Annotated in this window: 25 protein-coding genes; 20 read left to right on the top strand and 5 right to left on the bottom strand. The window is 66.3% G+C overall.

The window, feature by feature from the left end; genetic code table 11:
• The first annotated feature begins 1 nt into the window (after position 1).
• The 5 genes from pflA to P0D62_RS01330 all read left to right on the top strand — a co-directional run bounded on the left by pflA (position 2) and on the right by P0D62_RS01330 (position 4096).
• A complete protein-coding gene (gene pflA, locus P0D62_RS01345; protein ID WP_275700812.1) occupies positions 2 to 856 on the top strand; it encodes a pyruvate formate-lyase-activating protein in 855 nt (284 codons plus the stop codon).
• 58 nt (positions 857 to 914) lie between these two features.
• The gene (locus tag P0D62_RS01340) at positions 915 to 2129 is read left to right on the top strand and encodes a PQQ-dependent sugar dehydrogenase (protein WP_275700811.1); all 1215 of its coding nucleotides are present in this window, start codon (positions 915 to 917) and stop codon (positions 2127 to 2129) included.
• Positions 2130 to 2138: 9 nt separating this feature from the next.
• The gene (locus tag P0D62_RS01335; RefSeq protein WP_275700810.1) at positions 2139 to 2462 is read left to right on the top strand and encodes a nucleotidyltransferase family protein; all 324 of its coding nucleotides are present in this window, start codon (positions 2139 to 2141) and stop codon (positions 2460 to 2462) included.
• A gap of 157 nt (positions 2463 to 2619) precedes the next feature.
• Complete coding sequence (locus tag P0D62_RS19135) at positions 2620 to 2784, top strand: HepT-like ribonuclease domain-containing protein (protein WP_406708202.1); 165 nt, start codon at positions 2620 to 2622, stop codon at positions 2782 to 2784.
• A 592-nt stretch (positions 2785 to 3376) separates the two neighbouring features.
• Entirely contained in the window at positions 3377 to 4096 is a 720-nt protein-coding gene (locus P0D62_RS01330; protein WP_275700809.1) for a formylglycine-generating enzyme family protein, read from the top strand.
• Here the strand turns inward: P0D62_RS01330 and P0D62_RS01325 are convergent.
• Together P0D62_RS01325 and P0D62_RS01320 are read right to left on the bottom strand one after the other, a co-directional pair.
• The gene (locus P0D62_RS01325) at positions 4076 to 4936 is read right to left on the bottom strand and encodes a helix-turn-helix transcriptional regulator (RefSeq protein ID WP_319946973.1); all 861 of its coding nucleotides are present in this window, start codon (positions 4934 to 4936) and stop codon (positions 4076 to 4078) included. The genes P0D62_RS01330 and P0D62_RS01325 overlap by 21 nt on opposite strands.
• 35 nt (positions 4937 to 4971) lie before the next feature.
• Positions 4972 to 5835, bottom strand: coding sequence for an aldo/keto reductase (locus P0D62_RS01320; RefSeq protein ID WP_275700807.1), 864 nt, complete (start codon positions 5833 to 5835; stop codon positions 4972 to 4974).
• Positions 5836 to 6216: 381 nt separating this feature from the next.
• On the opposite strand from P0D62_RS01320, the gene P0D62_RS01315 reads away from it, so the two are divergent.
• Together P0D62_RS01315 and P0D62_RS01310 are read left to right on the top strand one after the other, a co-directional pair.
• Entirely contained in the window at positions 6217 to 6585 is a 369-nt protein-coding gene (locus P0D62_RS01315) for an ArsR/SmtB family transcription factor (protein ID WP_275700806.1), read from the top strand.
• Positions 6585 to 8240 carry a SulP family inorganic anion transporter gene (locus tag P0D62_RS01310; RefSeq protein ID WP_275700805.1) on the top strand — a complete coding sequence of 552 codons (1656 nt, stop codon included), beginning with the start codon at positions 6585 to 6587 and terminating at the stop codon, positions 8238 to 8240. The genes P0D62_RS01315 and P0D62_RS01310 overlap by 1 nt, the downstream gene beginning before the upstream one ends.
• Here the strand turns inward: P0D62_RS01310 and P0D62_RS01305 are convergent.
• From P0D62_RS01305 to P0D62_RS01295, 3 genes are read right to left on the bottom strand one after another with little or no spacing between them, the layout of a single operon-like run.
• Entirely contained in the window at positions 8230 to 8901 is a 672-nt protein-coding gene (locus tag P0D62_RS01305) for a response regulator (RefSeq protein ID WP_275700804.1), read from the bottom strand. The genes P0D62_RS01310 and P0D62_RS01305 overlap by 11 nt on opposite strands.
• A complete protein-coding gene (locus tag P0D62_RS01300; protein ID WP_275700803.1) occupies positions 8898 to 10874 on the bottom strand; it encodes a sensor histidine kinase in 1977 nt (658 codons plus the stop codon). Before P0D62_RS01300 ends, P0D62_RS01305 begins: the two co-directional genes overlap by 4 nt.
• A 26-nt stretch (positions 10875 to 10900) precedes the next feature.
• Entirely contained in the window at positions 10901 to 11584 is a 684-nt protein-coding gene (locus P0D62_RS01295) for a hypothetical protein (RefSeq protein ID WP_275700802.1), read from the bottom strand.
• 464 nt (positions 11585 to 12048) lie between these two features.
• Here P0D62_RS01295 and rpsJ point away from each other — a divergent pair, with 464 nt between their 5' ends.
• From rpsJ to rplN, 13 genes are all read left to right on the top strand, one after another.
• Entirely contained in the window at positions 12049 to 12360 is a 312-nt protein-coding gene (gene rpsJ, locus P0D62_RS01290) for a 30S ribosomal protein S10 (protein WP_015071250.1), read from the top strand.
• Positions 12361 to 12371: 11 nt separating this feature from the next.
• A complete protein-coding gene (rplC, locus tag P0D62_RS01285; protein WP_275700801.1) occupies positions 12372 to 13028 on the top strand; it encodes a 50S ribosomal protein L3 in 657 nt (218 codons plus the stop codon).
• Positions 13025 to 13681 carry a 50S ribosomal protein L4 gene (gene rplD, locus P0D62_RS01280; RefSeq protein ID WP_275700800.1) on the top strand — a complete coding sequence of 219 codons (657 nt, stop codon included), beginning with the start codon at positions 13025 to 13027 and terminating at the stop codon, positions 13679 to 13681. Before rplC ends, rplD begins: the two co-directional genes overlap by 4 nt.
• Positions 13678 to 13989, top strand: a complete 312-nt coding sequence (gene rplW / locus P0D62_RS01275; protein WP_275700799.1) for a 50S ribosomal protein L23 — start codon at positions 13678 to 13680, stop codon at positions 13987 to 13989. The genes rplD and rplW overlap by 4 nt, the downstream gene beginning before the upstream one ends.
• Before the next feature lie 31 nt (positions 13990 to 14020).
• Positions 14021 to 14857 (top strand): 50S ribosomal protein L2, encoded by an 837-nt coding sequence (gene rplB, locus P0D62_RS01270; protein WP_275700798.1) that lies wholly within the window; start codon positions 14021 to 14023, stop codon positions 14855 to 14857.
• Positions 14858 to 14875: 18 nt separating this feature from the next.
• Complete coding sequence (gene rpsS / locus P0D62_RS01265) at positions 14876 to 15157, top strand: 30S ribosomal protein S19 (protein WP_275700797.1); 282 nt, start codon at positions 14876 to 14878, stop codon at positions 15155 to 15157.
• 28 nt (positions 15158 to 15185) lie between these two features.
• On the top strand, positions 15186 to 15587 hold the full coding sequence (gene rplV / locus P0D62_RS01260; RefSeq protein WP_275700796.1) for a 50S ribosomal protein L22: 402 nt from the start codon (positions 15186 to 15188) through the stop codon (positions 15585 to 15587).
• 1 nt (position 15588) lies between these two features.
• Positions 15589 to 16401 (top strand): 30S ribosomal protein S3, encoded by an 813-nt coding sequence (rpsC, locus tag P0D62_RS01255; protein ID WP_275700795.1) that lies wholly within the window; start codon positions 15589 to 15591, stop codon positions 16399 to 16401.
• Positions 16402 to 16404: 3 nt separating this feature from the next.
• Positions 16405 to 16824, top strand: coding sequence for a 50S ribosomal protein L16 (rplP, locus tag P0D62_RS01250; RefSeq protein ID WP_275700794.1), 420 nt, complete (start codon positions 16405 to 16407; stop codon positions 16822 to 16824).
• Positions 16824 to 17057, top strand: a complete 234-nt coding sequence (gene rpmC, locus P0D62_RS01245) for a 50S ribosomal protein L29 (protein ID WP_275700793.1) — start codon at positions 16824 to 16826, stop codon at positions 17055 to 17057. Before rplP ends, rpmC begins: the two co-directional genes overlap by 1 nt.
• A 2-nt stretch (positions 17058 to 17059) precedes the next feature.
• Entirely contained in the window at positions 17060 to 17329 is a 270-nt protein-coding gene (gene rpsQ, locus P0D62_RS01240) for a 30S ribosomal protein S17 (protein WP_275700792.1), read from the top strand.
• Positions 17330 to 17667: 338 nt separating this feature from the next.
• Complete coding sequence (locus P0D62_RS01235; RefSeq protein ID WP_275700791.1) at positions 17668 to 21174, top strand: ABC transporter ATP-binding protein/permease; 3507 nt, start codon at positions 17668 to 17670, stop codon at positions 21172 to 21174.
• Positions 21175 to 21374: 200 nt separating this feature from the next.
• Positions 21375 to 21743: a 50S ribosomal protein L14 gene (gene rplN / locus P0D62_RS01230; RefSeq protein WP_275700790.1), complete on the top strand. Its 369-nt coding sequence runs from the start codon at positions 21375 to 21377 to the stop codon at positions 21741 to 21743.
• Position 21744: the final 1 nt, after the last annotated feature.

Genomic DNA, 21744 nt, shown 5'->3' with positions numbered 1-21744 from the left:
CGTGACGAGCAGCCTCACAGACGCCCCGGCTCAGACCGGGGCGTCTGCCACATCGGCCCGGATGCTCGGTGGCATCCCCGTCATGGAGGACGCCGACCGGCACGCCCTGCTGATGGGTACCCGCACTGGTGAGATCGGCCTGGTGCATTCCTGGGAGCTGGTGACCGCCGTCGACGGTCCCGGCACCCGGATGACCACCTTCTTCGCCGGCTGTCCGCTGCGTTGCCTGTACTGCCACAACCCCGACACCATGAGCGCCCGGCGCGGTGTTCCGGTGCGGGCGACCGACCTGCTGGCGCGGATCTACCGCTACAGGGGCGTGTTCCGGGCTACGCGCGGCGGCATCACGCTGTCCGGGGGAGAGGTGCTGCAGCAGCCGGCCTTCGCCGCGCGGATCCTGCGGGGCGCCAAGGAGTTCGGCATTCACACGGCGCTGGACACCTCGGGCTTCCTCGGCAAGAACGCCACCGACGCGCTGCTGGCCGACGTCGACCTGGTGCTGCTGGACGTGAAGGCCGGCGACGAGGAGACCTACAAGCGGGTCACCGGGCGTACCCTCCAGCCGACTCTCGATTTCGGACGTCGCCTCGATGCGCTGGAGCGCGAGATCTGGGTGCGCTACGTGCTGGTTCCCGGCCTCACCGACGATCTGGACAGCGTCGCGCGCGTGGCCGACTACGCCGCGTCGCTGTGCCACGTCTCGCGCGTCGAGGTGCTGCCGTTCCACCAGATGGGGCGCGACAAGTGGGCCGAGATCGGCATGACCTACCAACTCGGCGACACCCAGCCGCCGTCGATCGAGCTGACCAAGCACGTGCGCGACATCTTCGCCGCCCGGGGGCTGACCGTCTACTGACGCCGCACCGGCGCCGGTATCCACCCCGGCGACTACGACGACCGGGTACGGTCGGTACATGAGAGTGGTGCGTCTGGCCCCCTTGGCCTTGGTCTTGATGGTGGTGTCCTGCTCCAGTCCGCTTGAGCCGACACCCACCGACAGCCGGACACCCAGCGCGTCCCCGTCGCCTGCGACGACGCCCCCGAGTCTCCCGTCGCCGACCCCGAGCGTGACGGAGACCGAGGTCGTGCCGCCGGAGGAGGGCGGCACCCACGAGTTCGTCGTCACCGAGCACGGGACCTTCGACGAACCGTGGGCGATGACCTTCCTGCCCGGCACGGAGACCCTCGCGATCACGGAGCGCCCGGGCCGGATCAAGCTGCGCGATGCCAGCGGTGACGTGCGCGAGGTCTCCGGGGTGCCCGACGTCGTCGACCGCGGCCAGGGTGGGCTGGCCGACCTCATTCCGGGCCCGACCTTCCTCGCCGACGGTGCTGTGTACGTGAGCTGGGTGGAGGCCGACGGGTCGGGCGAGACCGGGGGTGTCGTCGGAAAGGCGACCCTCGACGTGGACGCCGCAGCGTTGACGAACCTCGAACGGATCTGGGAGCAGACCCCCAAGCTGAGCGGCAACGGCCACTTCTCGCTGCGTCTGCTCATCGACGGCGAGCACCTGTTCGTCAGTTCGGGGGAGCGGCAGGAGATGGACCCGGCGCAGGATCCCTCCAGCAATCTCGGTGCCATCGTGCGGCTGACCCTGGACGGCGAGCCGGCGCCCGACAACCCCTTCGGTAGCGCGCCGGTGACCGACCAGCTCTACACCATGGGGCACCGCAACCCGCTGGGCTTGGCGCTCGACGCGGAGGGCCGGCTGTGGTCGTCGGAGATGGGACCGCAGGGTGGCGACGAGCTGAATCTCATCCTGCCGGGGCGCAACTACGGTTGGCCGGAGGCCTCGAATGGATCCCACTACGGTGGCGGCGAGATTCCCGACCACGAGGAGGGTGACGGCTTCGAGGCGCCCAAGGCGTTCTGGAACCCGAGCGTCTCGCCTGGTTCGCTGATGATCTATTCCGGTGAACTCTTCCCGAACTGGCGCGGTGACGCCTTCCTCGGTGCGCTGTCCGGCGAGGCGCTGATCCGCGTCGACCTGGACAGCGAGGACGCCGTCGACGAGGAGATCTGGCCGATGGACAACCGCATCCGCGCCGTCGCCCAGGCCCCGGATGGCGCGATCTGGCTCCTCGAGGACGGCTCCGACGCCCGCCTCCTGGAGTTACGACCGGAGTAGAATCAGGCTATGAGCGCGGTATCCCAAAGCACTCGGCTGTCCGGGCCGATCGGTCGAGTTGTTGCCGCGCGTCGCGATGAAGTGCTGCGCGTGTTGGCCGAGTACGGCGTCACGAACGTCCGCCTCTTCGGCAGCGTCGCTCGAGGAGAAGACGTGGAGAGCAGCGACGTCGACCTTCTCGTTGATCTTCCGTCGCGAATCGGCTTGTTGACGCTTGGGCGAGTCGTGGACGATCTGCAGGAGGTCTTGGGGACGGAGGTTGACCTTGTACCTGAGGCCGACTTGCGTCCGGCGATCCGCGCTGCGCTCGAACCCGAGTTGGTACCGTTGTGACCAGGCGCGATGTCGCTCGGCTGGACGGCATTTCTGAAGCGATCGCTGCTATTCGATCGCATGTTACCCGGGGGCCGCTCACTGATGAGCTCGTCCTCGACGCGGTTCGAATGCGCCTCATCGAGATCGGCGAGGCGGTAAAGACGCTCTCCCTGAATTGACTGCGACGGAGCCACAGGTGCCGTGGCGACAGGTTGCTCGAATGCGCGATCATCTCGCGCATCGCTACTTCACTTCTTCCCTGTCTGTCATCCAGGCGACAGTGGAGGACGACCTCGATCCGCTAGAGGCAGCCATCCAACGCATGCGACTGCGTGTCTGATATGGGCCTGTGGCCGGGGCGGGCACAGGGTTGTTCAACCTGTAGAGTACCTCGGTACGCCAGGCGGTGACACCGCCTGAGCTACTCGGCCGAGTCAACGCCGCCGTGAAGGCGGTGTCCTTCGCGTCGATGTCGCCAACGGGAGATCGTTGGGACGACAGATCATCGTGTGGGTCAGCGTGCTTCAGAGAACACGCGAGATGGGTCGTCGAGGACGGCTCCGACGCCCGCCTACTGGAACTCCGCCCGGAGTAGCAGGCGAAAGGGCACTTGCTGGGAGGGCCTGACAGGCCCTCCCAGTGCCACGCTCGGGTGCTGTTGTATGGGACGCGGTGAACGTGGAGAAGAGAAGAGCGCCGCATGAATAGCAAGAGACTTCTGACGACAGTCGTCCTCGGCTCCGTACTCGGGCTTTCTTTGTCGGGTTGTGCAAAGCCATCAATGCCGACGGAGCCCGCGGAGCCGTTGGGAAGCGGCATTCCCAGCCCGGCCCCTCAGCCCACCGAAGAGACGAGCAGCCCGAAGGAGAGCACGCCCGTGAATCCCAGCCCCCAGCGCAACGGAGACGACAGAAACACCCACTGATGACGGGTTGCAGACTGCTACCTACGACCTGAACGGCGTGGAGTTCACCATGATCCTGGTGGAAGGCGGCACCTTCACCATGGGCGATGACGAGCGCGCGGCTGGTGGTGGAACGCAGGTGGCCAATCAGGCGGGAGAGCATGAGGTGACGCTGTCGCCGTACCTGATCGGCCAGACGGAGGTGACGATCGCGCTGTGGGACGAAGTGATGGATGGCAGCCACGATGAGGGGGACCTTTCGTATCCGGTAGCTAGCATCACGGTGCCTGACAGCCGTGAGTTCGTCGAGCGTCTCAACGAGAAGGCCCACGAGGCCGGCATCATTCCAGCCGATCGCAACTTCCACATGCTCACCGAGGCCCAGTGGGAGTTCGCGGCCAAGGGCGGCAACCAGAGTCAGGGCTTCACCTATGCGGGTAGCGACACGTTGTCGGAGGTGGGGTGGACCAGCGACGACGGCGACAGCGTGCACAAGGTGATGGAGAAGAAGCCCAACGAGCTGGGCCTCTATGACATGAGCGGCAACGTGTACGAGTGGGTCTCCGACTATGCGGCGCCGTACCCGAGCGAGGCGCAGACCGATCCCGAGAACACGACGCCCAGCGACAACTACATCAAGCGGGGCGGCAGCTTCTACTACAACGACGACTACCGCTTCACCACCACTTATCGCTACTTCTATGCGTCGACCGACTACACCATCGGCCTACGCATCGGTCTCTCCTGAGCGGGAGGTGGAGTTGCAGGGCACCTGATCTGCGGCCCAAGCAGCTAGAAACCCCAGTTTTTTGGCTGAAGGGCTGCCGTCCTCGGCGGTGTAGGTGAGGATCTGAAGGCCAGGCTCGCCGGGCATCTCGAGGTTCTCGAAGTGCAGGTCGAGTTCGCCGACGGCGGGATGGTTGTAGCCCTTGCTGCCGGTGCGGTGTTCGTGGACGTCCTGGTCGGCCCAGTCACGACGGAATTGTGGGCTGCGGGTGGACAGCTCACCGATGAGAGCGGTGAGTTCCTCGTTCAGGGGATCTTTTCCCACCTCGAAGCGGAGCGTCGCAGCGGTGAGGCTGCACGCCATCGGCCAGTCCTTGTAGAAGCGTGGTGCTCGTGAATCGAGGAAGGCGAAGCGCGCCATGTTCGGTCGCTCGGACTCGAACAGTGGTGCGAACAGTGCCCGGCCGAGCATGTTCGAGGCAATGATCTCCTGAGTGATGTCGTAAACCACGGCGGGCGTGGTGAACGAGTCGAGCAGACGCTGGATGGCCGGGCGCACACGCCGAGGCATTGTCCGCGGTGGAGATGTGACAGGGCGGGCGAGCCGGAAGAGATGCTCACGTTCCACATCGGTGAGCCGGAGCGCTCGGGCGATGGCTTCCAGCACACTGTCTGAGGCGCCCCGGATGTTGCCGCGTTCGAGCCGCGTGTAGTAGTCGGTGCTCACACCCGCGAGCTGCGCGACTTCTTCGCGACGCAGTCCCGGCACGCGCCGGTCGTCGTCGTATCGGGTGAGCCCCGCTTGCTCTGGGGTCACGCTCGCCCTCCGGGCGACCAGAAACTCCCGTACCTCGTCCTTCATCTCCACCCCTCTTGAGTAGACAACCAGTATCCCGGCTAGACCTGTTCGCTGTAGACGGGGAACTGGCTGGCATCGCCGTAGTTCTCGATGGGGGTGACATTCTTCAGATCCTCGAGGTCCTCTGCGGAGATCGTGAAGCCCACCTGCGCGTTGGTGCGCATGTGATCGGGATTGGCGGTCTTGGGCAGGGGCAGCATGCCGAGTTCGAGGCAATAACGGATGCACAGCTGCGCCACCGTGACGCCGTAGCGCTGAGCCATCTCGACGATGGTGGGGTTGTGCAGGATCTCGCCGTGTCCCATGGGGGAGTAGGCCTCTACCAGGATGCCGTTGTCCTGGCAGAAGCCGATCACGTCGAATGGGGTGTTGCTGATGTGCGCCAGGATCTGGTTGACCGTGGGTTTGACGCTGCCGTTGGCCAACAGGTTCTCCAGATCGATCTGCTCGAAGTTGGACACGCCGATCGCACGGATCTTCCCGGCCTGATGTGCCTCCTCGAGGGCTTTCCAGGCTTGGAGATTGCCCTCGAAGTAGTGGTCGTCGGCACGGAAGTGTGCCCAGGGCTGGGGGGCGTGGATGATCATCAGGTCGATGTAATCGATGTCCAAATCGCGCAGCGATCCTTCGATCCCGGCTTTGGCTTCGGCGTAGGTCTTGTAGTCGGCCTCAAGTTTGGTGGTGACGAACACCTCATCGCGGGGCAGGCCGCAGGAGCGGATACCCTCGCCGACGCCCTGCTCGTTGCCGTAGCCCTCGGCAGTGTCGAAGTGGCGGTAACCGATCTCGGCCGCCGCACGGACTGCACCAGCAGCCTGGTCGTTGTCGATCATCCAGGTGCCTAGCCCCAGCTTCGGGATAGTCACACGATTGTTCAGCGTGTAGGCCTGGTCTAGAACCACTTTCTCGTCTCCTTACGTGCGCATGTCGAGTGGACGACTTCTATGCCGCGCTTGTCGTCGTACCTCAAGACAACTCCAGAGCTACCGGCGGCTGGGAGGTTCTGACAGGCCCTCCCATTTTTGGGGTTGTTCCAGGTAAGGCGGGACGGTCAATCCGTTCCAAAAGACACCCGAGGGTGGTCGTAGAGGCGCGCCGGCAGCTCAAGATCGACCGGATCCGTCCGCGTCCTGGCGTGGAGTTCGATAAGTGCGTTCGAGTAGGTGGGCTCGGTCTCGACGCCGTGGTCTGGGCCTTGTGGTGTCTCTGGCTTCATCGCTGTCCACCTCCTTGGCAGAGCGTAACATCGCCAATCCGCGAGGTTTCGATATGATGAATCCATCATGCCGCTAAGTAACTCACAGCGTCCGCTGTACGAAGTCAAGGCCGGCCTCTTCAAAGGCCTCGCGCATCCCATCCGCATCCACATCCTTGAACTGCTCTGCGACGGCCGGGAGCACACCGTCGCCGACATTCAGGAGCACACCGGCTTGGAGGCCTCGCACCTCTCCCAGCACCTCGCTGTGCTGCGCCGACACGGCGTGGTGGTCTCCGATCGACGCGCGAGCCACGTCTACTACAAGGTGGCCTCCGACGAGGTGATCGCGTTGCTGGGGTCTGCCCGGCGTTTCCTCGTCGACGTGCTGCACGCGCAGAGCGTGCAGTTGTCTGAGGTGGCCGAGCTTCCGACGCTTCCGCGGAAGGTCGGCTGATGAGCGCTCTGCCCCACCTACGCGGCCTGCTTCCGCGCCGATCCGACTATGCAGAGCTGTCCCGATCTTGGCGGGCCGACCTGATGGCGGGCCTCACCGTCGGCATCGTCGCGCTGCCGTTGGCGCTGGGGTTCGGCATCTCCTCCGGGGCTGGTGCCGAGGCCGGCATCGTCACTGCCGTCGTGGCAGGTTTCGTTGCCGCGGTCTTCGGCGGTTCGCACATCCAGGTCTCCGGGCCGACGGGCGCCATGGTGGTCGTGCTCGCTCCCATCGTCGCCGCCCATGGCATCGGGGCCGTCGCCCTGCTCAGTCTGATGGCCGGCCTCATCCTGCTTATCACCGGCATCGCGCGGATGGGGCGCGCGGTGGCGCTGATCCCCTGGCCGGTGATCGAGGGCTTCACGCTCGGCATCGCGGCCATCATCTTCTTGCAGCAGGTTCCCGCCCTCACCGGGGCGGAGGGCGAGCTCTCGACGAACGTGATCGTCGCCGCCCTGCAGTCGGTGACCCGGCTCGAGCTCGACTACGCGCTATGGGCCCTCCTCTGCGTGGCGATCGTGGTGGCGTGCATGCTGGGCCTTCCTAGGATTCATCGGAGCATCCCTGCCTCGCTCGTCGGGATCATCGTGGCCACGACCGTCACTACCTTGGCGGGTGCGCCGCTGGCGGTCATCGGCGAACTGCCCCATTCCCTGCCCGCTCCGGTGCTTCCGTCGGTCAGCCTCGGCCTGCTGGGCGAGTTGGCGCTGCCGGCGCTCACCGTCGCGGCGCTGGCCGGCATCGAGTCGCTGCTGTCCGTGCGGGTCGCGGCGTCGATGTCGTCCAAGGGTCGCTACGAGGCCGATCGGGAACTGGTCGGCCAAGGCCTGGCATCGATCGGAGCCGGCCTCTTCGGCGGCATGCCGGCGACGGGCGCCATCGCCCGCACCGCCGTGAACCTACGGGCCGGTGCGCGCACGCGCGTCGCGGCGGGTTTTCATTCCGTGGTGCTGCTCGCCATCATTCTGTTCGCCGCAGCGCCCGTGGGGATGGTGCCGCTGGCCGCTCTCGCGGGAGTGCTGATGATGACCGCGCTACGGATGGTGCAGCGCCGAACCGCGATGAGCATCCTGCGTTCCACCAAGCCCGACGCCCTGGCCTTCGTCGTGACCGCCGTCGTCACCATCTCCGTCGATCTGATCTTCGCCGTCATCATCGGGGTGGTCGTGGCCGGCTTCTTTGCGGTGAGGTCGCTCGCTCGCGCCGCCGGAGTGCGGCGAGAGGAACTACCCGGCGAGCCCGTCGACGGCGACGACAAGATCGCGCTGCTGCGGATCAAGGGGCCTTTGATGTTCGCTGCGGCTGACCGCGTCTCCGAGGCGGTCACCGGGCAGCAGGGAGTCTCCGTCGTGATCCTTGCGATGTCGCAATTGCAGGTGGTCGACGCGACGGGCGCGCACACGCTCGGCGAGATGGTCACCGCCCTGGAGCGACGCGGCGTGACCGTGCTTATCAAGGGAGTACTGCCCAGTCACAAGGGCCTGTTCGAGCGGCTCGGGGTGATGAAGGCGCTGCGGCATCAAAAGCACCTGTTCCCGCACCTGGCGCCGGCCCTGGAGCACGCCCGTTCGCATGTGGCGCGCGAACGCGACGCCGCGATGGCCGTCAGCCGATAGGAGGCGCGCCCCCGCCGAGTCCTTCGGCGCGGGCGCGCACGATCGCGGCGGCTCGGTCGCGTAGCGATAGCTTCGCCAACACGGTGGCCAGGGTGTTGCGCACTGTCTTAGGGCTCACCGCGAGGCGGTGGGCGATGGTCGCGTTGTCCAGGCCGTGGGCCACCAGGTCCAGCACCTCGCGTTCCCGCGTCGTCAACTCCGGAAACGGAACCCTGGCCGTGCGGTGGCCGCCGAGCAGATAGGACATCGCACGCTCCGCGACGGCGGGGGAGAGGATCATCTCTCCCGCGGCCACCGCGCGAACCGCACGCTCGACGGCCTCGGGTGGCGACGACTTCACCAGAAAGCCGCGGGCACCCGCGCGCACGGCGGCCACCACGGCGTCGTCGTCCTCGTGCATCGTCACGACGAGGATCTTGCAGTCCGGGCGACGAGCCAGGAGATCCCGTGCGACGTCGATTCCGGAACCGTCGCCGAGGTCGAGATCCAGCAGGACGACGTCGGTGGCGTGCTCGGCATCGAACAAGGCGCGGGCCGCGGCGGCGCTGTCGGCCTGGGCGACCACCACGATCCCGGGCAGCGAGTTCAGCAGCGCGGTCATGCCGATCCGGAAGACCGGGTGGTCGTCGATCAGCGTGATCTGAATCGGAATGTCATTCATCGGGGGACTCCGGCTGAGGTGAGGGGCAACTCGGCGCGCACCGTGGTGCCGCCGCCTGGGCCCGATTGTATGAGGACAAAGCCACCCAGTTCCTCCGTGCGTTCCCGCATCGATCGGGTGCCGATGCCGTCGGCGGCGTCGGGCGAACGGCCGGCCCCGTCGTCGCGGCAGATGATGATGAGGCGCGGCCCGTCATCGTCGAGCAGCCCCAGCTCGGTGACGGCCTCCGGGGCGCCCGAGTGCCGTGCGGCGTTGAGCGTGGACTCCGAGATCACCGCGTAGGCCGCCGCGGCGACCCGGGCATCCAGCTTCGCCAGCAGATGAGGGGTCCGGGCCAGCTCGCTGCTCACGGCCACGGTCATCGTGAAGCCCGTTTCAGCGTGACGTGCCGCCAACTCGGCCAAGGCGGCCTCCAGTCCCCGTTCCTCGAGCACGGGAGGAAGCAGGCTGCGCGATAGAAGACGGACATCGTGAACCCGCTGGGCCACCTCGTCCTGCAGCGCCTGGAGTACGACGTCGGCGGTGGCGGGGTCGGTGTGCAGCGTGTTGCGGGCGCCTTGAAGGCCCAGGCGCAGGCCTGACAGCCAGGGTCCGATCCCGTCGTGCAGCTCGCGGCGGATGAGGCGACGCTCCTCCAGTCGAGCCCGGGTTGCGGCGTCGCGGGCGCGCATCAGGTCGAGGCCGACGGCGAGCACCGGCTGCAGGTGCTCGAGGGCGTCGAGGCTGCGGCGGTCCAGCCGCTCGCCCGGTCGTGCCGTCAGGGCGAGCCATCCAAGAGCTGAGCCATCGGCCCGATGGACCGAGCGTTCGATCGGGGCGCTCGTCGGCCTGCCCCAGGTGCCCGCGGACTCGGCCGGGCCGGGCAACGTCAGACGGACCGACTCGAGACGAAGGGCATCGCCGACGGCGGCGGCCAGCCGGTCGAGGAGTTCCTCGCCACCCGCAACGGCAGACAGCGAGGCGCCGATGCTCAACGCCGCGCGCCCGGGCGAAGCGGCCTCACCCCACACCAGCCGCCGCACGCGCTGCTCCAGCCACCGTCGGATGGGCTGCACGGCGAGCACCACGCCGATCGCGGCCACGGCCTGCGCCACGACCGAGCTTCCGACCAGCACCGACGCGAGCCAAGCGAGGCTCGCATAGACGGCGACCAGGCCGAGGGTCAGCAGCCCGGCGATCACGGCCCTGCTCACGGCGAGGTCGATTCCCCAGAGCCGATTGCGCAGCATCGTCACCAGCAGCGCACCAGGAAACACCGCCTGGCATGCGAGGTGGGAGATCGGCACGAGCAGCAGCACCGACTCTTCGGTGTAGGGAATGAGCACGAGGGGCAGAAAGGACAGGGCCATCACGGCGGTGCCGATCGCGAGCAGGCCGAGGCCTGCGCGTTCGCCGACCGGGCCGCGTCGATGGCGCCAGGCTACGGCGACGGCGGTGGCGAGTCCGACCAGGACGACCGCGACGATCAGAGGGGAGTTGTCCGACATCGGGAAGAGCAAGCGCTGGACGCTGAAGATCAAGGCGGTCGCCGCGCCGATGACGACGCCGCCCCACGCCCCGGGGGTCAGTGGATGGTCGCGTACCAACCAAGGCACGACGAGGAACAGCGACAGCGTCCCCGGAACCCATGCGGTGCCGAAGAGGCTGAATGCCAGGGCCGGATCCGGGGCGGTCGGGTGGGTCATCGCGAACGATGCCCAGCCCCCTCCGAACGCGGCGACGCCTGCCCCGACCGCTGCCAGTGCGACGAGCCACGCCACCGGATGGCTGCGCCGACTGAGAATCACCGCGCTCACGGTGCCGTAGACCAGGCCGACCATCACGTCGACTACCAGGAAAAGGACGTCCGGGGTGATCGGCGTCCGGCTGGCGGCCTGCAATGCCCCGCCCGCGATGGCAGGGAGGAACGCGCACACCGCTACCCCGATCGCCGCGCGAGGTCGACCGGGGTAGCGGTGGGACGTGTCCTTCATGGATGCACCCTATTGCTCGTCGTTGCTCATCGACGGTCGCCCAGGGCGAAGCCGAGCGAGGCCAGCAACACCCACACCGGGCCGATGAAACCGGCAAGGTACTGGAGGGGCGACGCCCCGGAGACGATGATGAGCAGGCCGAAGACCAGCGACAGCACGCCGATCCAGCGTGGGGCCGTGCCGTGGCGCAGCGACGCGGCCGAGACGGCGAGCGCCGGAAGACCCATGCCCAGCCACACCCAGGGGATGGTGGCGACCCAGTCGGTGTAGAAGGCGGCCGACTCAGGCACGTAGAACGACGGGTCCGACAGGCCGAGGGCGAACTGCGTGTCCAGGCCACTGCCGAGCAGCAGCGCGCAGGCGGTCAGCAACGTCCCGGCCAGCGCCACCTGGCCGTGCAGCGTCCCAGACGGGCCGCGGGCGGCGAGGCGTCGTTCCAGGCCGGCGCCGAAGACGGGCAGCAAGAGCAGGGTCAGCGATGCCAGCACGTGGAAGACGATGTAGGTGATCTGCTTCGTCGCAGCATCGGCCATCATCTTCTCGGCGTCTCCCGCCGTCGTCTCCCAGTTCACGGATCCGGCCATCGACGCCTGGATCGTCGCGATGCCCAGTGCGCCTGCCGCGACCCCCGCCCATGCCCACAGCCGTGGGGAGCGAGTGGGGGCGTCGGCCGTCGGTGCTGCCTCGGCGTCGGAAAGATAGGTGGACATGTGGTCTCCTCCGGTGTGAGTCCACCGGCTCTCGGTGGATCGACTGGTCCTCATCTTTCGGCGGGCGCCGTCCCGGGCACCAGGGCGGTACGCCCGGATGGCCGGGCGGGTTGTGGCCGCTTTTCGGCACTGGACGCCGCAAAATCGGCCACTGGCCGATTTTCCGGGGCAGGGGGTCGGGGGGAGGAGGGCGATATGGGGCCGGATTTGGATCACTGGAACAGACGTGACAAGATAGTCAGGTTGCTCCGCGGGGGTGGCTGTGATGCGTCGTCGTCGCGGCAGGCCCCCAAACGAGGTCGAGCAAGTGCCCAAGCGCGAGGTCCGGCCACTCAGGGAGATCCTGGGAGGCGGCTCAAGTACGCGGCATAGGCGCGACACTCCCGACCTCGGGGGTCGGAGTGACAAGGGGTTTTACCCCTCTGGAACTTCCAGGTAAATAGGGACGAGAAGAAGGAACAACTGTGGCGGGACAAAAGATCCGCATCAGGCTGCGGGCGTATGACCATGAGGTCATCGACAGCTCGGCGCGCAAGATCGTCGATACTGTGACTCGCACCGGTGCAAAGGTGGCTGGCCCCGTGCCGCTGCCCACCGAGAAGAACGTGTTCTGTGTCATCCGTTCGCCCCACAAGTACAAGGACAGCCGCGAGCACTTCGAGATGCGCACGCACAAGCGTCTCATCGACATTCTCGACCCCACGCCTAAGACGGTCGACTCGCTCATGCGTCTGGACCTTCCTGCGGGCGTCGATATCGAGATCAAGCTTCCGTGAGGTCTGAGAACATGAGTGAACGTAATGTGAAGGGCATCCTGGGCACCAAGCTCGGCATGACCCAGCTTTGGGATGAGAACAACCGTCTGGTTCCGGTCACCGTGATCCAGGCCGGACCCTGTGTCGTGACCCAGGTCCGCACCCCCGAGACCGACGGCTACAACGCCGTGCAGCTCGGCTTCGGTGCGATCAAGGCCAAGAAGGTCACCAAGCCCGCCGCCGGCCATTTCGCCAAGGCAGATGTGACCCCCCGCAAGAACCTCGTCGAGCTGCGTACCGCCAACGCCTCCGAGTTCGAGCTGGGCCAGGAGCTGACCGCCGAGATCTTCGAAGGCGGCGAGATCGTCGACGTGACCGGCACCTCCAAGGGCAAGGGCACCGCCGGCGTCATGAAGCGCCACGGCTTCAAGGGCCTGCGCGCCTCGCACGGTGTGCACCGCAAGCACCGCTCGCCGGGCTCCATCGGTGGCTGCGCGACCCCCGGTCGCGTGTTCAAGGGCCTGCGCATGGCCGGCCGCATGGGCAACGCCAAGGTGACCGTGCAGAACCTCAAGATCCACGCCGTCGACGCTGAGCGCGGCCTGCTGCTGGTCCGCGGTGCGGTCCCCGGCAACGCCGGTTCGCTGGTCGTCGTGCGTACCGCGGCCAAGAAGGGTGGCGCAGCATGAGCGAGAATCTCTCCGTCGACGTGATCGACGCCAAGGGCAAGAAGGCCGGCAAGGTCGACCTTCCCGCCGAGGTGTTCGACGCGCAGACCAACATCCCCCTGATCCATCAGGTCGTCGTGGCTCAGCTCGCGGCCGCTCGTCAGGGCACTCACTCCACCAAGACCCGCGGCGAGGTCCGCGGCGGTGGCGCCAAGCCCTGGCGTCAGAAGGGCACCGGCCGCGCTCGTCACGGCTCCCGTCGCGCTCCCCAGTGGACCGGTGGCGGCGTGGTGCACGGCCCCAAGCCGCGTGACTACTCGCAGCGCACCCCCAAGAAGATGGTGGCCGCCGCCCTGCGTGGCGCACTGTCCGACCGGGCTCGCGACGGCCAGATCTACGTGCTCAAGGCGCTCGTGGCGGGGGAGACCCCTTCCACCAAGCAGGCCCTGAGCGCGCTGAACGCCATCGGCGACGTCACCAAGGTGCTGGTCGTGCTCGACCGCTCCGAGGACGTGGCCTGGCTGTCGGTGCGCAACCTCGCCGAGGTGCACGCGCTCGCCGTCGATCAGCTGAACGCCTACGACGTGCTGGTCAACGACAAGGTCGTGTTCACGGAGGCCGCGCTGGCCGCCTTCCTCGCCGGCCCCAACAACTCTGAGGAGAAGGACAAGTGACCGCGCCGCTGAAGATTCGCGATCCTCGCGACATCATCCTGCGTCCCGTCGTGAGCGAGAAGACGTACAACCTCCTCGACGAGAACAAGTACACCTTCGTCGTCGCTCCGCAGGCGAACAAGACCGAGATCAAGATCGCCATCGAGCAGATCTTCAAGGTCAAGGTCGTCTCCGTCAACACCCTCAACCGCCGCGGCAAGACGCGTCGCACCCGGTTCGGCCTCGGCAAGAAGGTCGACACCAAGCGTGCAATCGTCACGGTGGCCGAGGGCGACCGCATCGACATCTTCTCCGGACCGGTCGACTGACCGCGCTGGCTGAGGAAGGAAGCTAAACCTCATGGGTATCCGTAAGTACAAGCCCACGACGCCCGGTCGCCGCGGCTCCAGTGTCTCGGACTTCGCCGAGATCACTCGTTCGACGCCGGAGAAGTCGCTGCTGGTCCCCAAGCCGAAGACCGGCGGCCGGAACAACACCGGCCGCATCACCACCCGCCACATCGGCGGCGGTCACAAGCAGGCGTACCGCATCATCGACTTCAAGCGTTACGACAAGGACGGCGTGCCGGCCAAGGTCGCTCACATCGAGTATGACCCCAACCGCACCGCCCGTATCGCGCTGCTGCACTACTTCGATGGTGAGAAGCGCTACATCATCGCCCCGAACAACCTGGCTCAGGGCACCGTCATCTCCTCCGGTGAGGGCTCGGACATCAAGCCGGGCAACAACCTGGAGCTGCGTCAGATCCCCGTCGGCACCACGGTGCACTGCGTGGAGCTGCGTCCCGGTGGCGGCGCAAAGCTCGGTCGTTCCGCCGGCACCTCCATCCAGCTGGTCGCCCGCGAGGGCAAGTACGCCACCCTGCGCATGCCCTCGGGCGAAATGCGCATGGTCGACGTGCGCTGCCGCGCCACGATCGGCACGGTGGGCAACGCCGAGCAGTCGAACATCAACTGGGGCAAGGCCGGCCGCAACCGCTGGAAGGGCATCCGCCCGACCGTCCGCGGTGTCGTGATGAACCCCGTCGACCACCCGCACGGTGGTGGCGAGGGTCGCACCTCCGGTGGCCGTCACCCGGTGTCGCCGTGGGGCAAGCCCGAGGGCCGCACCCGCGACAAGAACAAGGCCAGCAACCGCCTGATCGTGCGTCGTCGCAAGACCGGCAAGAAGCGCTGATAGGGAGAGTCAGGAACAATGCCACGCAGCCTTAAGAAGGGTCCCTTCGTCGACGACCACCTGATCAAGAAGGTGGACGCCCAGAACGAAAAGGGCACCAAGAACGTGATCAAGACGTGGTCGCGTCGTTCGATGATCGTGCCGGACATGCTGGGTCACACCATCGCCGTGCACGACGGTCGCAAGCACGTCCCGGTGTTCATCACCGAGTCCATGATCGGTCACAAGCTGGGCGAGTTCGCTCCCACGCGCACCTTCAAGGGGCACGTGAAGGACGACAAGAAGTCGCGTCGCCGCTGAGGCAACGAGAAAAGGAATTGATTCAACAATGAGCAACGAGAACGGCAACAGCCGTCGTCGCGAGACCCTGCTCGGGGATCGTCCTGGCTCGTACGCCATCGCGCGCCACGTCCGGATGAGCCCCACCAAGGTCCGCCGGGTCATCGACCTGGTCCGCGGCATGGACGTCAAGGACGCCCTGGTGGCCTTGAAGTTCGCCCCGCAGGCGGCCTCCGAGCCCGCCTACAAGGTGGTGGCCTCCGCTGTGGCCAACGCCGAGTCGGCTGAGGGCCTGCGCGCCGAGGATCTCTACATCTCCAAGGCGTTCGTCGACGAGGGTGTCACCCTGCGTCGGATCCGCCCCCGCGCCAAGGGTTCCGCCAGCCGGATCCTCAAGCGTGGGTCGCACATCACCGTTGTCGTCGAACCCCGCGAGACGAAGGGAGCCTGACATGGGCCAAAAGATCAACCCGAACGGCTTCCGTCTCGGCATCACCACCGACCACGTGACCCGTTGGTACGCCGAGAAGAACTACGCCGAGTACGTGGGCGAAGACGTCAAGATCCGTGAGTACCTCACCAAGACGCTTGAGCGCGCCGGCCTCTCGACCATCGAGATCGAGCGCCGCTCCGAGCGGGTCACCATCTTCCTGCACGCCGCCCGTCCGGGCATCGTCATCGGCCGCAACGGCGCCGAGGCGGAGCGCGTCCGCGGCGAGCTGGAGAAGCTGACCGGCAAGCAGGTGCAGCTGAACATCCTCGAGGTGAAGAACCCCGAGATCGACGCTCAGCTGGTGGCTCAGGGCATCGCCGAGCAGCTCGGCGCCCGCGTGGCCTTCCGCCGCGCGATGCGCAAGGCTCAGCAGACCGCCATGCGCGCCGGTGCCAAGGGCATCCGGATCAAGTGCTCCGGTCGTCTGGGTGGCGCCGAAATGTCCCGCTCCGAGGGCTACCGCGAGGGTCGCGTCCCGCTGCACACGCTGCGCGCCGACATCGACTACGGCTTCTACGAGGCCCGCACCACCTTCGGTCGCATCGGCGTCAAGGTCTGGATCTACAAGGGCGACGTCACCGGCACCCGCGCCGAGCGTGCCGCCCAGAAGGCCGCCCGTAACGCCGCGCCGTCCGGTCGCCAGCGTCCGGGCCGTCGTCCCGGCCGCGGCGAGGGCCGCGGTGATCGTCCCGAGCGCGGCGGACGCCGTCGCGCCGAGGCAGCTCAGGCTGAGGCCCCGGCTGCCGCCGCCACTGAGAACGCAGGAGCATAAGTCATGCTGATTCCTCGTCGCGTTAAGTTCCGTAAGCAGCACCATCCCAAGCGTGACGGTGCGGCCAAGGGCGGCACCAAGCTGGCCTTCGGCGAGTACGGCATCCAGGCGCTCGAGTCCTCCTACCTGACCAACCGTCAGATCGAGGCGGCTCGTATCGCCATGACCCGTCACATCAAGCGTGGCGGCAAGGTGTGGATCAACGTCTACCCGGATCGCCCGTTGACCAAGAAGCCCGCCGAGACCCGCATGGGCTCCGGCAAGGGCTCCCCCGAGTGGTGGGTGGCCAACATCAAGCCGGGTCGCGTGCTGTTCGAGCTCTCCGGCGTGCCGGAGGAGGTGGCTCGCGAGGCCATGCGGCTCGCCATCCACAAGCTCCCGTTCAAGGCGCGCTTCATCAAGCGCGAAGCAGGTGATATCTGATGAGCAAGGCACTGAAGGCTCACGAGCTGCGCGGCCTGTCTCGTGACCAGCTCAACGCGAAGGTCGTTGAGCTGAAGGAGGAACTGTTCGGTCTCCGCTTCCAGGCGGCTACCGGCCAGCTCGAGTCGCACGGGCGGCTGCGCGAGGTCCGCAAGGACATCGCCCGCGTCTACACCGTGCTGCAGGAGCGCAACCTCCACATCGAGGATGAGCCCGTCACGGAGGAGAACTGACCATGAGTGAAACCCAGACCGAGCGCGGGCGCCGTAAGGTGCTCCAGGGCGTCGTCGTGTCCGACAAGATGGACAAGACGATCGTCGTCCTCGTCGAGGATCGGGTCAAGCACCCGCTCTACGGCAAGGTCATGACTAAGTCGTCGCGTCTCAAGGCCCACGACGAGCAGAACGAGGCCGGCATCGGCGACCGCGTGCGCGTCATGGAGACCCGCCCGCTGTCCGCGCAGAAGCGCTGGCGCCTGGTGGAGATCGTCGAGCGCGCCAAGTGATCTCGGCGTAAGCCAAGACAAGACGAGGACCGTCCCGCGATGCGGGGCGGTCCTCGTCGTATGTTCCCTGTCGATGGTTTCCCCTGAGGGAGCGGAGGCTGTGGGTAATTTGTTGTCGAATCGATACCTTCAGCTACTGCCAGGAGGTGGGCCCGCACGCTAGCGTTGGCAGTAGATCCCGGGGGCTGCGGCAACGGAGCCACGGCCCCCGCGTTACACGCTTCAGCTTCGTCGTGCGCGCATGTTATTCCCGCCCGGAGTCAGCTCGTTTGATACAACGTCGTATGCTGGCAGGCGCTGCAGCGAAACCGGGATGAGCCGGTTCAGAAAGATCCCGAATGCTTGAACTCAGAGATGTCCGCAAGTCGTACACCACCGGCGATTTCACCCAGGTCGCCCTCAACGATGTCTCCATCGCCTTTCGGGACAACGAGTTCGTGGCGATCCTCGGGCCGTCGGGCTCCGGCAAGACGACGCTGCTCAACATCGTCGGCGGCCTCGACCACTACGACTCCGGCAACCTCATCATCGACGGTATCGCGACGGAGCGCTACCGCGATCGTGACTGGGATACCTACCGCAACAACCGCATCGGCTTCGTCTTCCAGAGCTATAACCTGATTCCGCACCAGAGCGTGCTGGCGAACGTCGAGTTGGCGCTCACGTTGGCGGGCGTCTCCCGCGCGGAGCGCCGCGAGCGCGCCAAGGCGGCGCTGGATGAGGTTGGCCTCGGTGACCACGTCCATAAGCGGCCCAATCAGCTCTCCGGCGGCCAGATGCAGCGGGTGGCGATCGCTCGCGCCCTGGTCAACGATCCGGAGATCCTGCTCGCCGACGAGCCGACCGGTGCGCTGGACTCCAAGACCAGCGTTCAGATCATGGCGCTGCTCACCAGCATCGCCAAGGACCGCCTAGTGATCATGGTCACCCACAACCCGGAGCTCGCGGCGGAGTACGCGACCCGCATCGTGCACCTGAGCGACGGCGTCATCTCCGACGACAGCCATCCTTACTATCCGCATGCCAGCGACGAGCGCGACGGGCGGCCGGCACGTCGCACCAGCATGTCCTTCCTCACCGCCATCGCGCTCTCCTTCAACAACCTGATGACGAAGAAGGGCCGCACCTTGATGACGGCCTTCGCCGGCAGCATCGGGATCATCGGCATCGCGGCGATCCTTGCCCTGGCCAACGGCGTCAACTCATACATCAAGGGTGTGGAAGAGGACACGCTCTCGCTCTATCCGCTGAGCATCCAACGCCAGGGCATGGACATGACCGCCATGCTCGCCTCGTCGTCCGGCATGGTCCAGGAGGTCTCGGGGACGCGAGAGACCAAACCCGGTCATGTGCGCGAGGTGCAGGCGATCTCGAAGATGTTCTCCAGCGTCGGCACGAACGATCTCGAGTCGTTGAAGCACTTCCTCGACACCAACGGCGGAGGCATCGACAGCCACGTCAACTCGATCCAGTACGCCTATGACGTCTCGCCGCAGATCTTCGCGTCGGACACGTCGGACGGGGCCCGCCAGATCAATCCCGACACGAGTTTCGATTCCCTCGGCTTCGGCGGGATGTCGGCCAACTCCATGCTGTCGGCGTCGATGAGCACCAACGTCTTCCACGAGTTGATGGAGGACCGCTCCCTGATCGACTCCCACTTCGAACTGGTTGCCGGCCAGTGGCCCACCGCCGCCGACGAGACCCTCATCGTGCTCACCCCCAGCGGCGGGTTCAGCGACTTCGGCCTCTACGCCATGGGCCTGCGCGATCCCGCAGAGCTGGACGAGATGGTCCGCCAGGTGATCGACGAGGAGAAGGTCGAGCCGCCGGGCCCGCCATTGAACGTCAGCTACGAAGAGATCATGGACGTCACCTTCACGCTGGTGGACGCCGCCGACTTCTACACCTACGACGACGAATTCGACGTGTGGACCGACCGCAAGGGCGACAAGGGGTACGTCAAGGATCTCGTCGAGGAAGGCGACGAACTCCGAGTGGCGGGCATCGTCAAACCCACCGACGACTCGGCGCGCCTCCAACCCGGCATCTACTACACGCGCGCGCTCACCACCGAGGTCATCGATCGGGCGGCGCGCTCGGAGATCGCGCGCAGCCAGCTCGACGCGACGGACACCGACGTCTTCACGGGACGGCGCTTCGGCGAGGAGCCCGACCAGGAGGAGTTCGACTTCGCATCGATGTTCACCATCGACGAGAAGAAGATCGCGAAGGCGTTCACCTTCGACCAGTCGAAGCTGAAGCTCGACATGTCAGGCCTGGAGTCCGGCTTCTCGGGGATGGACCTCAGCCTGGCCGACATTCAGATCGATCCGTCCAAGATGCCGGCGCTCGACCTCGACGGCATCATCGCCGGCCTCGATCTGGCCGACATCATCCAGCTTCCCGAACCCGACCCGGATGCCGAGCAGCCCGGCACCCAGGAGCCTGACACAGACCAGCCCATGCCGACGATCGATCCCGAGCAACTCGGGCTCATCCTGACGCAGCTCGGCGAGGGCTACGCGGCCTTCGCCGCCGCCAACGGCCTGGATCCGGTCGACGTCGCGACGAACCTCCCGGTGTTCCTGGCATCCCCCGACGGGCAGGCGCTGATCGCCTCAGCTGGAGAGGGGCTCGATACCGAGCAACTCGACGCCGTGCTGCAGGGCTACGTCGCGTTCGCGCTGGAGAACGAACTGGACCCCGTCGATCCGACCACCACGCTTCCCGAGTTCGTGGCCTCCGAAGAAGGCCAGGAGCTGCTCGGCATCGCCGACGCGCTGACCCCTGATCCCAACGCCGGCCTCGTCGAGCGGCTGATCCAGGGCTATCTCGTCTTCACCATCGAGAAGGGGCTCGATCCCACCGACGCGCAGAAGAACTTCACGGCCTTCCTGGAGTCCGACGCGGGGAAGGCGTTGCTGGGGGAGGCGCGTTCCTACATCAACACCGACGCCATCCAGAGCCAGCTGCAGGGAGTCCTTGGCGACTACATGCAGAAGGTCATGGCCGTCTACATGGAGGATGTCGGCTCCCAGCTGGCGTCTGCGCTGGGCGACCAGATCGGCTCGGCGCTGGAGTCCAACATGGGGGATCTCGCCAAGAACATGGGCGAGGCGATGGGCGTCGATCAGGAGGCCTTCATGGAGGCCTTCAAGATGGAGCGCAGTCCGGAGCAGGTGGCGCAGCTGCTGATGTCGGTGGCCACCACCCAGACGGCCAGCCTTGAGAGCAACCTCCGCAAGCTCGGCTACGCCGACTTCGACGACCCCTCGCGCATCGACATCTATCCGCGCGACTTCGAGTCGAAGGGCGAGGTCACCCGGATCCTCGACGAGTACAACGACCGCATGCGGGGTGCGGGCAGCGAGGATCAGGTGGTCACTTACACCGACATCGTCGGGGTGCTGATGAGCTCGGTGACGGAGATCGTCAACATGATCAGCAACATCCTGATCGCCTTCGTCGCCATCTCGCTGGTCGTCTCGTCGATCATGATCGGCGTCATCACCTATATCTCGGTGCTGGAACGCAAGAAGGAGATCGGCATCCTTCGCTCCATCGGCGCCAGCAAGCGCGACATCCGTCGTGTGTTCAACGCCGAGACGCTGATCGTCGGCTTCGTCGCCGGCGCCCTCGGCGTCACCATCACCTTCTTGCTGACGATCCCCGCCAACGCAATCGTCTACGCCAACTTCGACGTGCCCAACATCGCCCAGCTGCCGCTGGCAGCCGCCGGCATCCTGGTGCTGATCAGCATGACCCTCACCGCGCTCGCCGGCTTGATCCCGTCGACGGCCGCCTCCCGTAAGGACCCCGTCGAAGCCCTCCGCAGCGAGTAGGGTGCTGATTTCGTCGCTCAGGTGCGGTGGGATAGACTGTCGAAGTTGTCTTGGGTCTGAGCCCTCTCTCGAGGGGACCTCTCCCGGGCGCATGGTCACCATCTCCATCGAGCTTGGTGGCTGCCTTCTGGCAAAATCCAGGGGGACCGTTTCTAGTTTCGCAAGGCCTTTTACCGGAACCGGCGAGACAAGGAGAAGTAATGATCCAGCAGGAGTCGCGGCTTAAGATCGCCGACAACACTGGTGCCAAGGAGATCCTTTGCATCCGTGTTCTCGGTGGATCCCGACGCCGCTATGCCTACCTCGGCGACACGATCGTCGCCACCGTCAAGGACGCGATCCCTGGCGGCAACGTCAAGAAGGGCGACGTGGTCAAGGCCGTCGTCGTCCGCACCAAGAAGGAGCGTCGCCGCGCCGACGGTTCCTACATCAAGTTCGACGAGAACGCCGCCGTGATCCTCAAGGCCGACGGGGAACCCCGCGGTACCCGCATCTTCGGCCCCGTCGCCCGTGAGCTGCGCGAGAAGAAGTTCATGCGCATCGTCTCGCTCGCCCCGGAGGTGATCTGAG

It is taken from the genome of Tessaracoccus caeni (assembly GCF_029211185.1).
GTDB classification, from domain to species: Bacteria; Actinomycetota; Actinomycetes; order Propionibacteriales; family Propionibacteriaceae; genus Arachnia; species Arachnia caeni.
This window is presented reverse-complemented; position numbering and strand designations above follow the sequence as displayed.

Bases quoted from the DNA above. Each gene is read 5' to 3' on its own strand.
- P0D62_RS01340 (WP_275700811.1), top strand. From the start codon at position 915: ATGAGAGTGGTGCGTCTGGCCCCCTTGGCCTTGGTCTTGATGGTGGTG.
- P0D62_RS01335 (WP_275700810.1), top strand. From the start codon at position 2,139: ATGAGCGCGGTATCCCAAAGCACTCGGCTGTCCGGGCCGATCGGTCGA.
- P0D62_RS01325 (WP_319946973.1), bottom strand. From the start codon at position 4,936: ATGAAGGACGAGGTACGGGAGTTTCTGGTCGCCCGGAGGGCGAGCGTG.
- P0D62_RS01315 (WP_275700806.1), top strand. From the start codon at position 6,217: ATGCCGCTAAGTAACTCACAGCGTCCGCTGTACGAAGTCAAGGCCGGC.
- P0D62_RS01310 (WP_275700805.1), top strand. From the start codon at position 6,585: ATGAGCGCTCTGCCCCACCTACGCGGCCTGCTTCCGCGCCGATCCGAC.
- P0D62_RS01305 (WP_275700804.1), bottom strand. From the start codon at position 8,901: ATGAATGACATTCCGATTCAGATCACGCTGATCGACGACCACCCGGTC.
- P0D62_RS01300 (WP_275700803.1), bottom strand. From the start codon at position 10,874: ATGAAGGACACGTCCCACCGCTACCCCGGTCGACCTCGCGCGGCGATC.
- P0D62_RS01295 (WP_275700802.1), bottom strand. From the start codon at position 11,584: ATGTCCACCTATCTTTCCGACGCCGAGGCAGCACCGACGGCCGACGCC.
- rplC (WP_275700801.1), top strand. From the start codon at position 12,372: ATGAGTGAACGTAATGTGAAGGGCATCCTGGGCACCAAGCTCGGCATG.
- rplD (WP_275700800.1), top strand. From the start codon at position 13,025: ATGAGCGAGAATCTCTCCGTCGACGTGATCGACGCCAAGGGCAAGAAG.
- rplB (WP_275700798.1), top strand. From the start codon at position 14,021: ATGGGTATCCGTAAGTACAAGCCCACGACGCCCGGTCGCCGCGGCTCC.
- rpsS (WP_275700797.1), top strand. From the start codon at position 14,876: ATGCCACGCAGCCTTAAGAAGGGTCCCTTCGTCGACGACCACCTGATC.
- rplV (WP_275700796.1), top strand. From the start codon at position 15,186: ATGAGCAACGAGAACGGCAACAGCCGTCGTCGCGAGACCCTGCTCGGG.
- rpsC (WP_275700795.1), top strand. From the start codon at position 15,589: ATGGGCCAAAAGATCAACCCGAACGGCTTCCGTCTCGGCATCACCACC.
- rplP (WP_275700794.1), top strand. From the start codon at position 16,405: ATGCTGATTCCTCGTCGCGTTAAGTTCCGTAAGCAGCACCATCCCAAG.
- rpmC (WP_275700793.1), top strand. From the start codon at position 16,824: ATGAGCAAGGCACTGAAGGCTCACGAGCTGCGCGGCCTGTCTCGTGAC.
- rpsQ (WP_275700792.1), top strand. From the start codon at position 17,060: ATGAGTGAAACCCAGACCGAGCGCGGGCGCCGTAAGGTGCTCCAGGGC.
- P0D62_RS01235 (WP_275700791.1), top strand. From the start codon at position 17,668: ATGCTTGAACTCAGAGATGTCCGCAAGTCGTACACCACCGGCGATTTC.
- rplN (WP_275700790.1), top strand. From the start codon at position 21,375: ATGATCCAGCAGGAGTCGCGGCTTAAGATCGCCGACAACACTGGTGCC.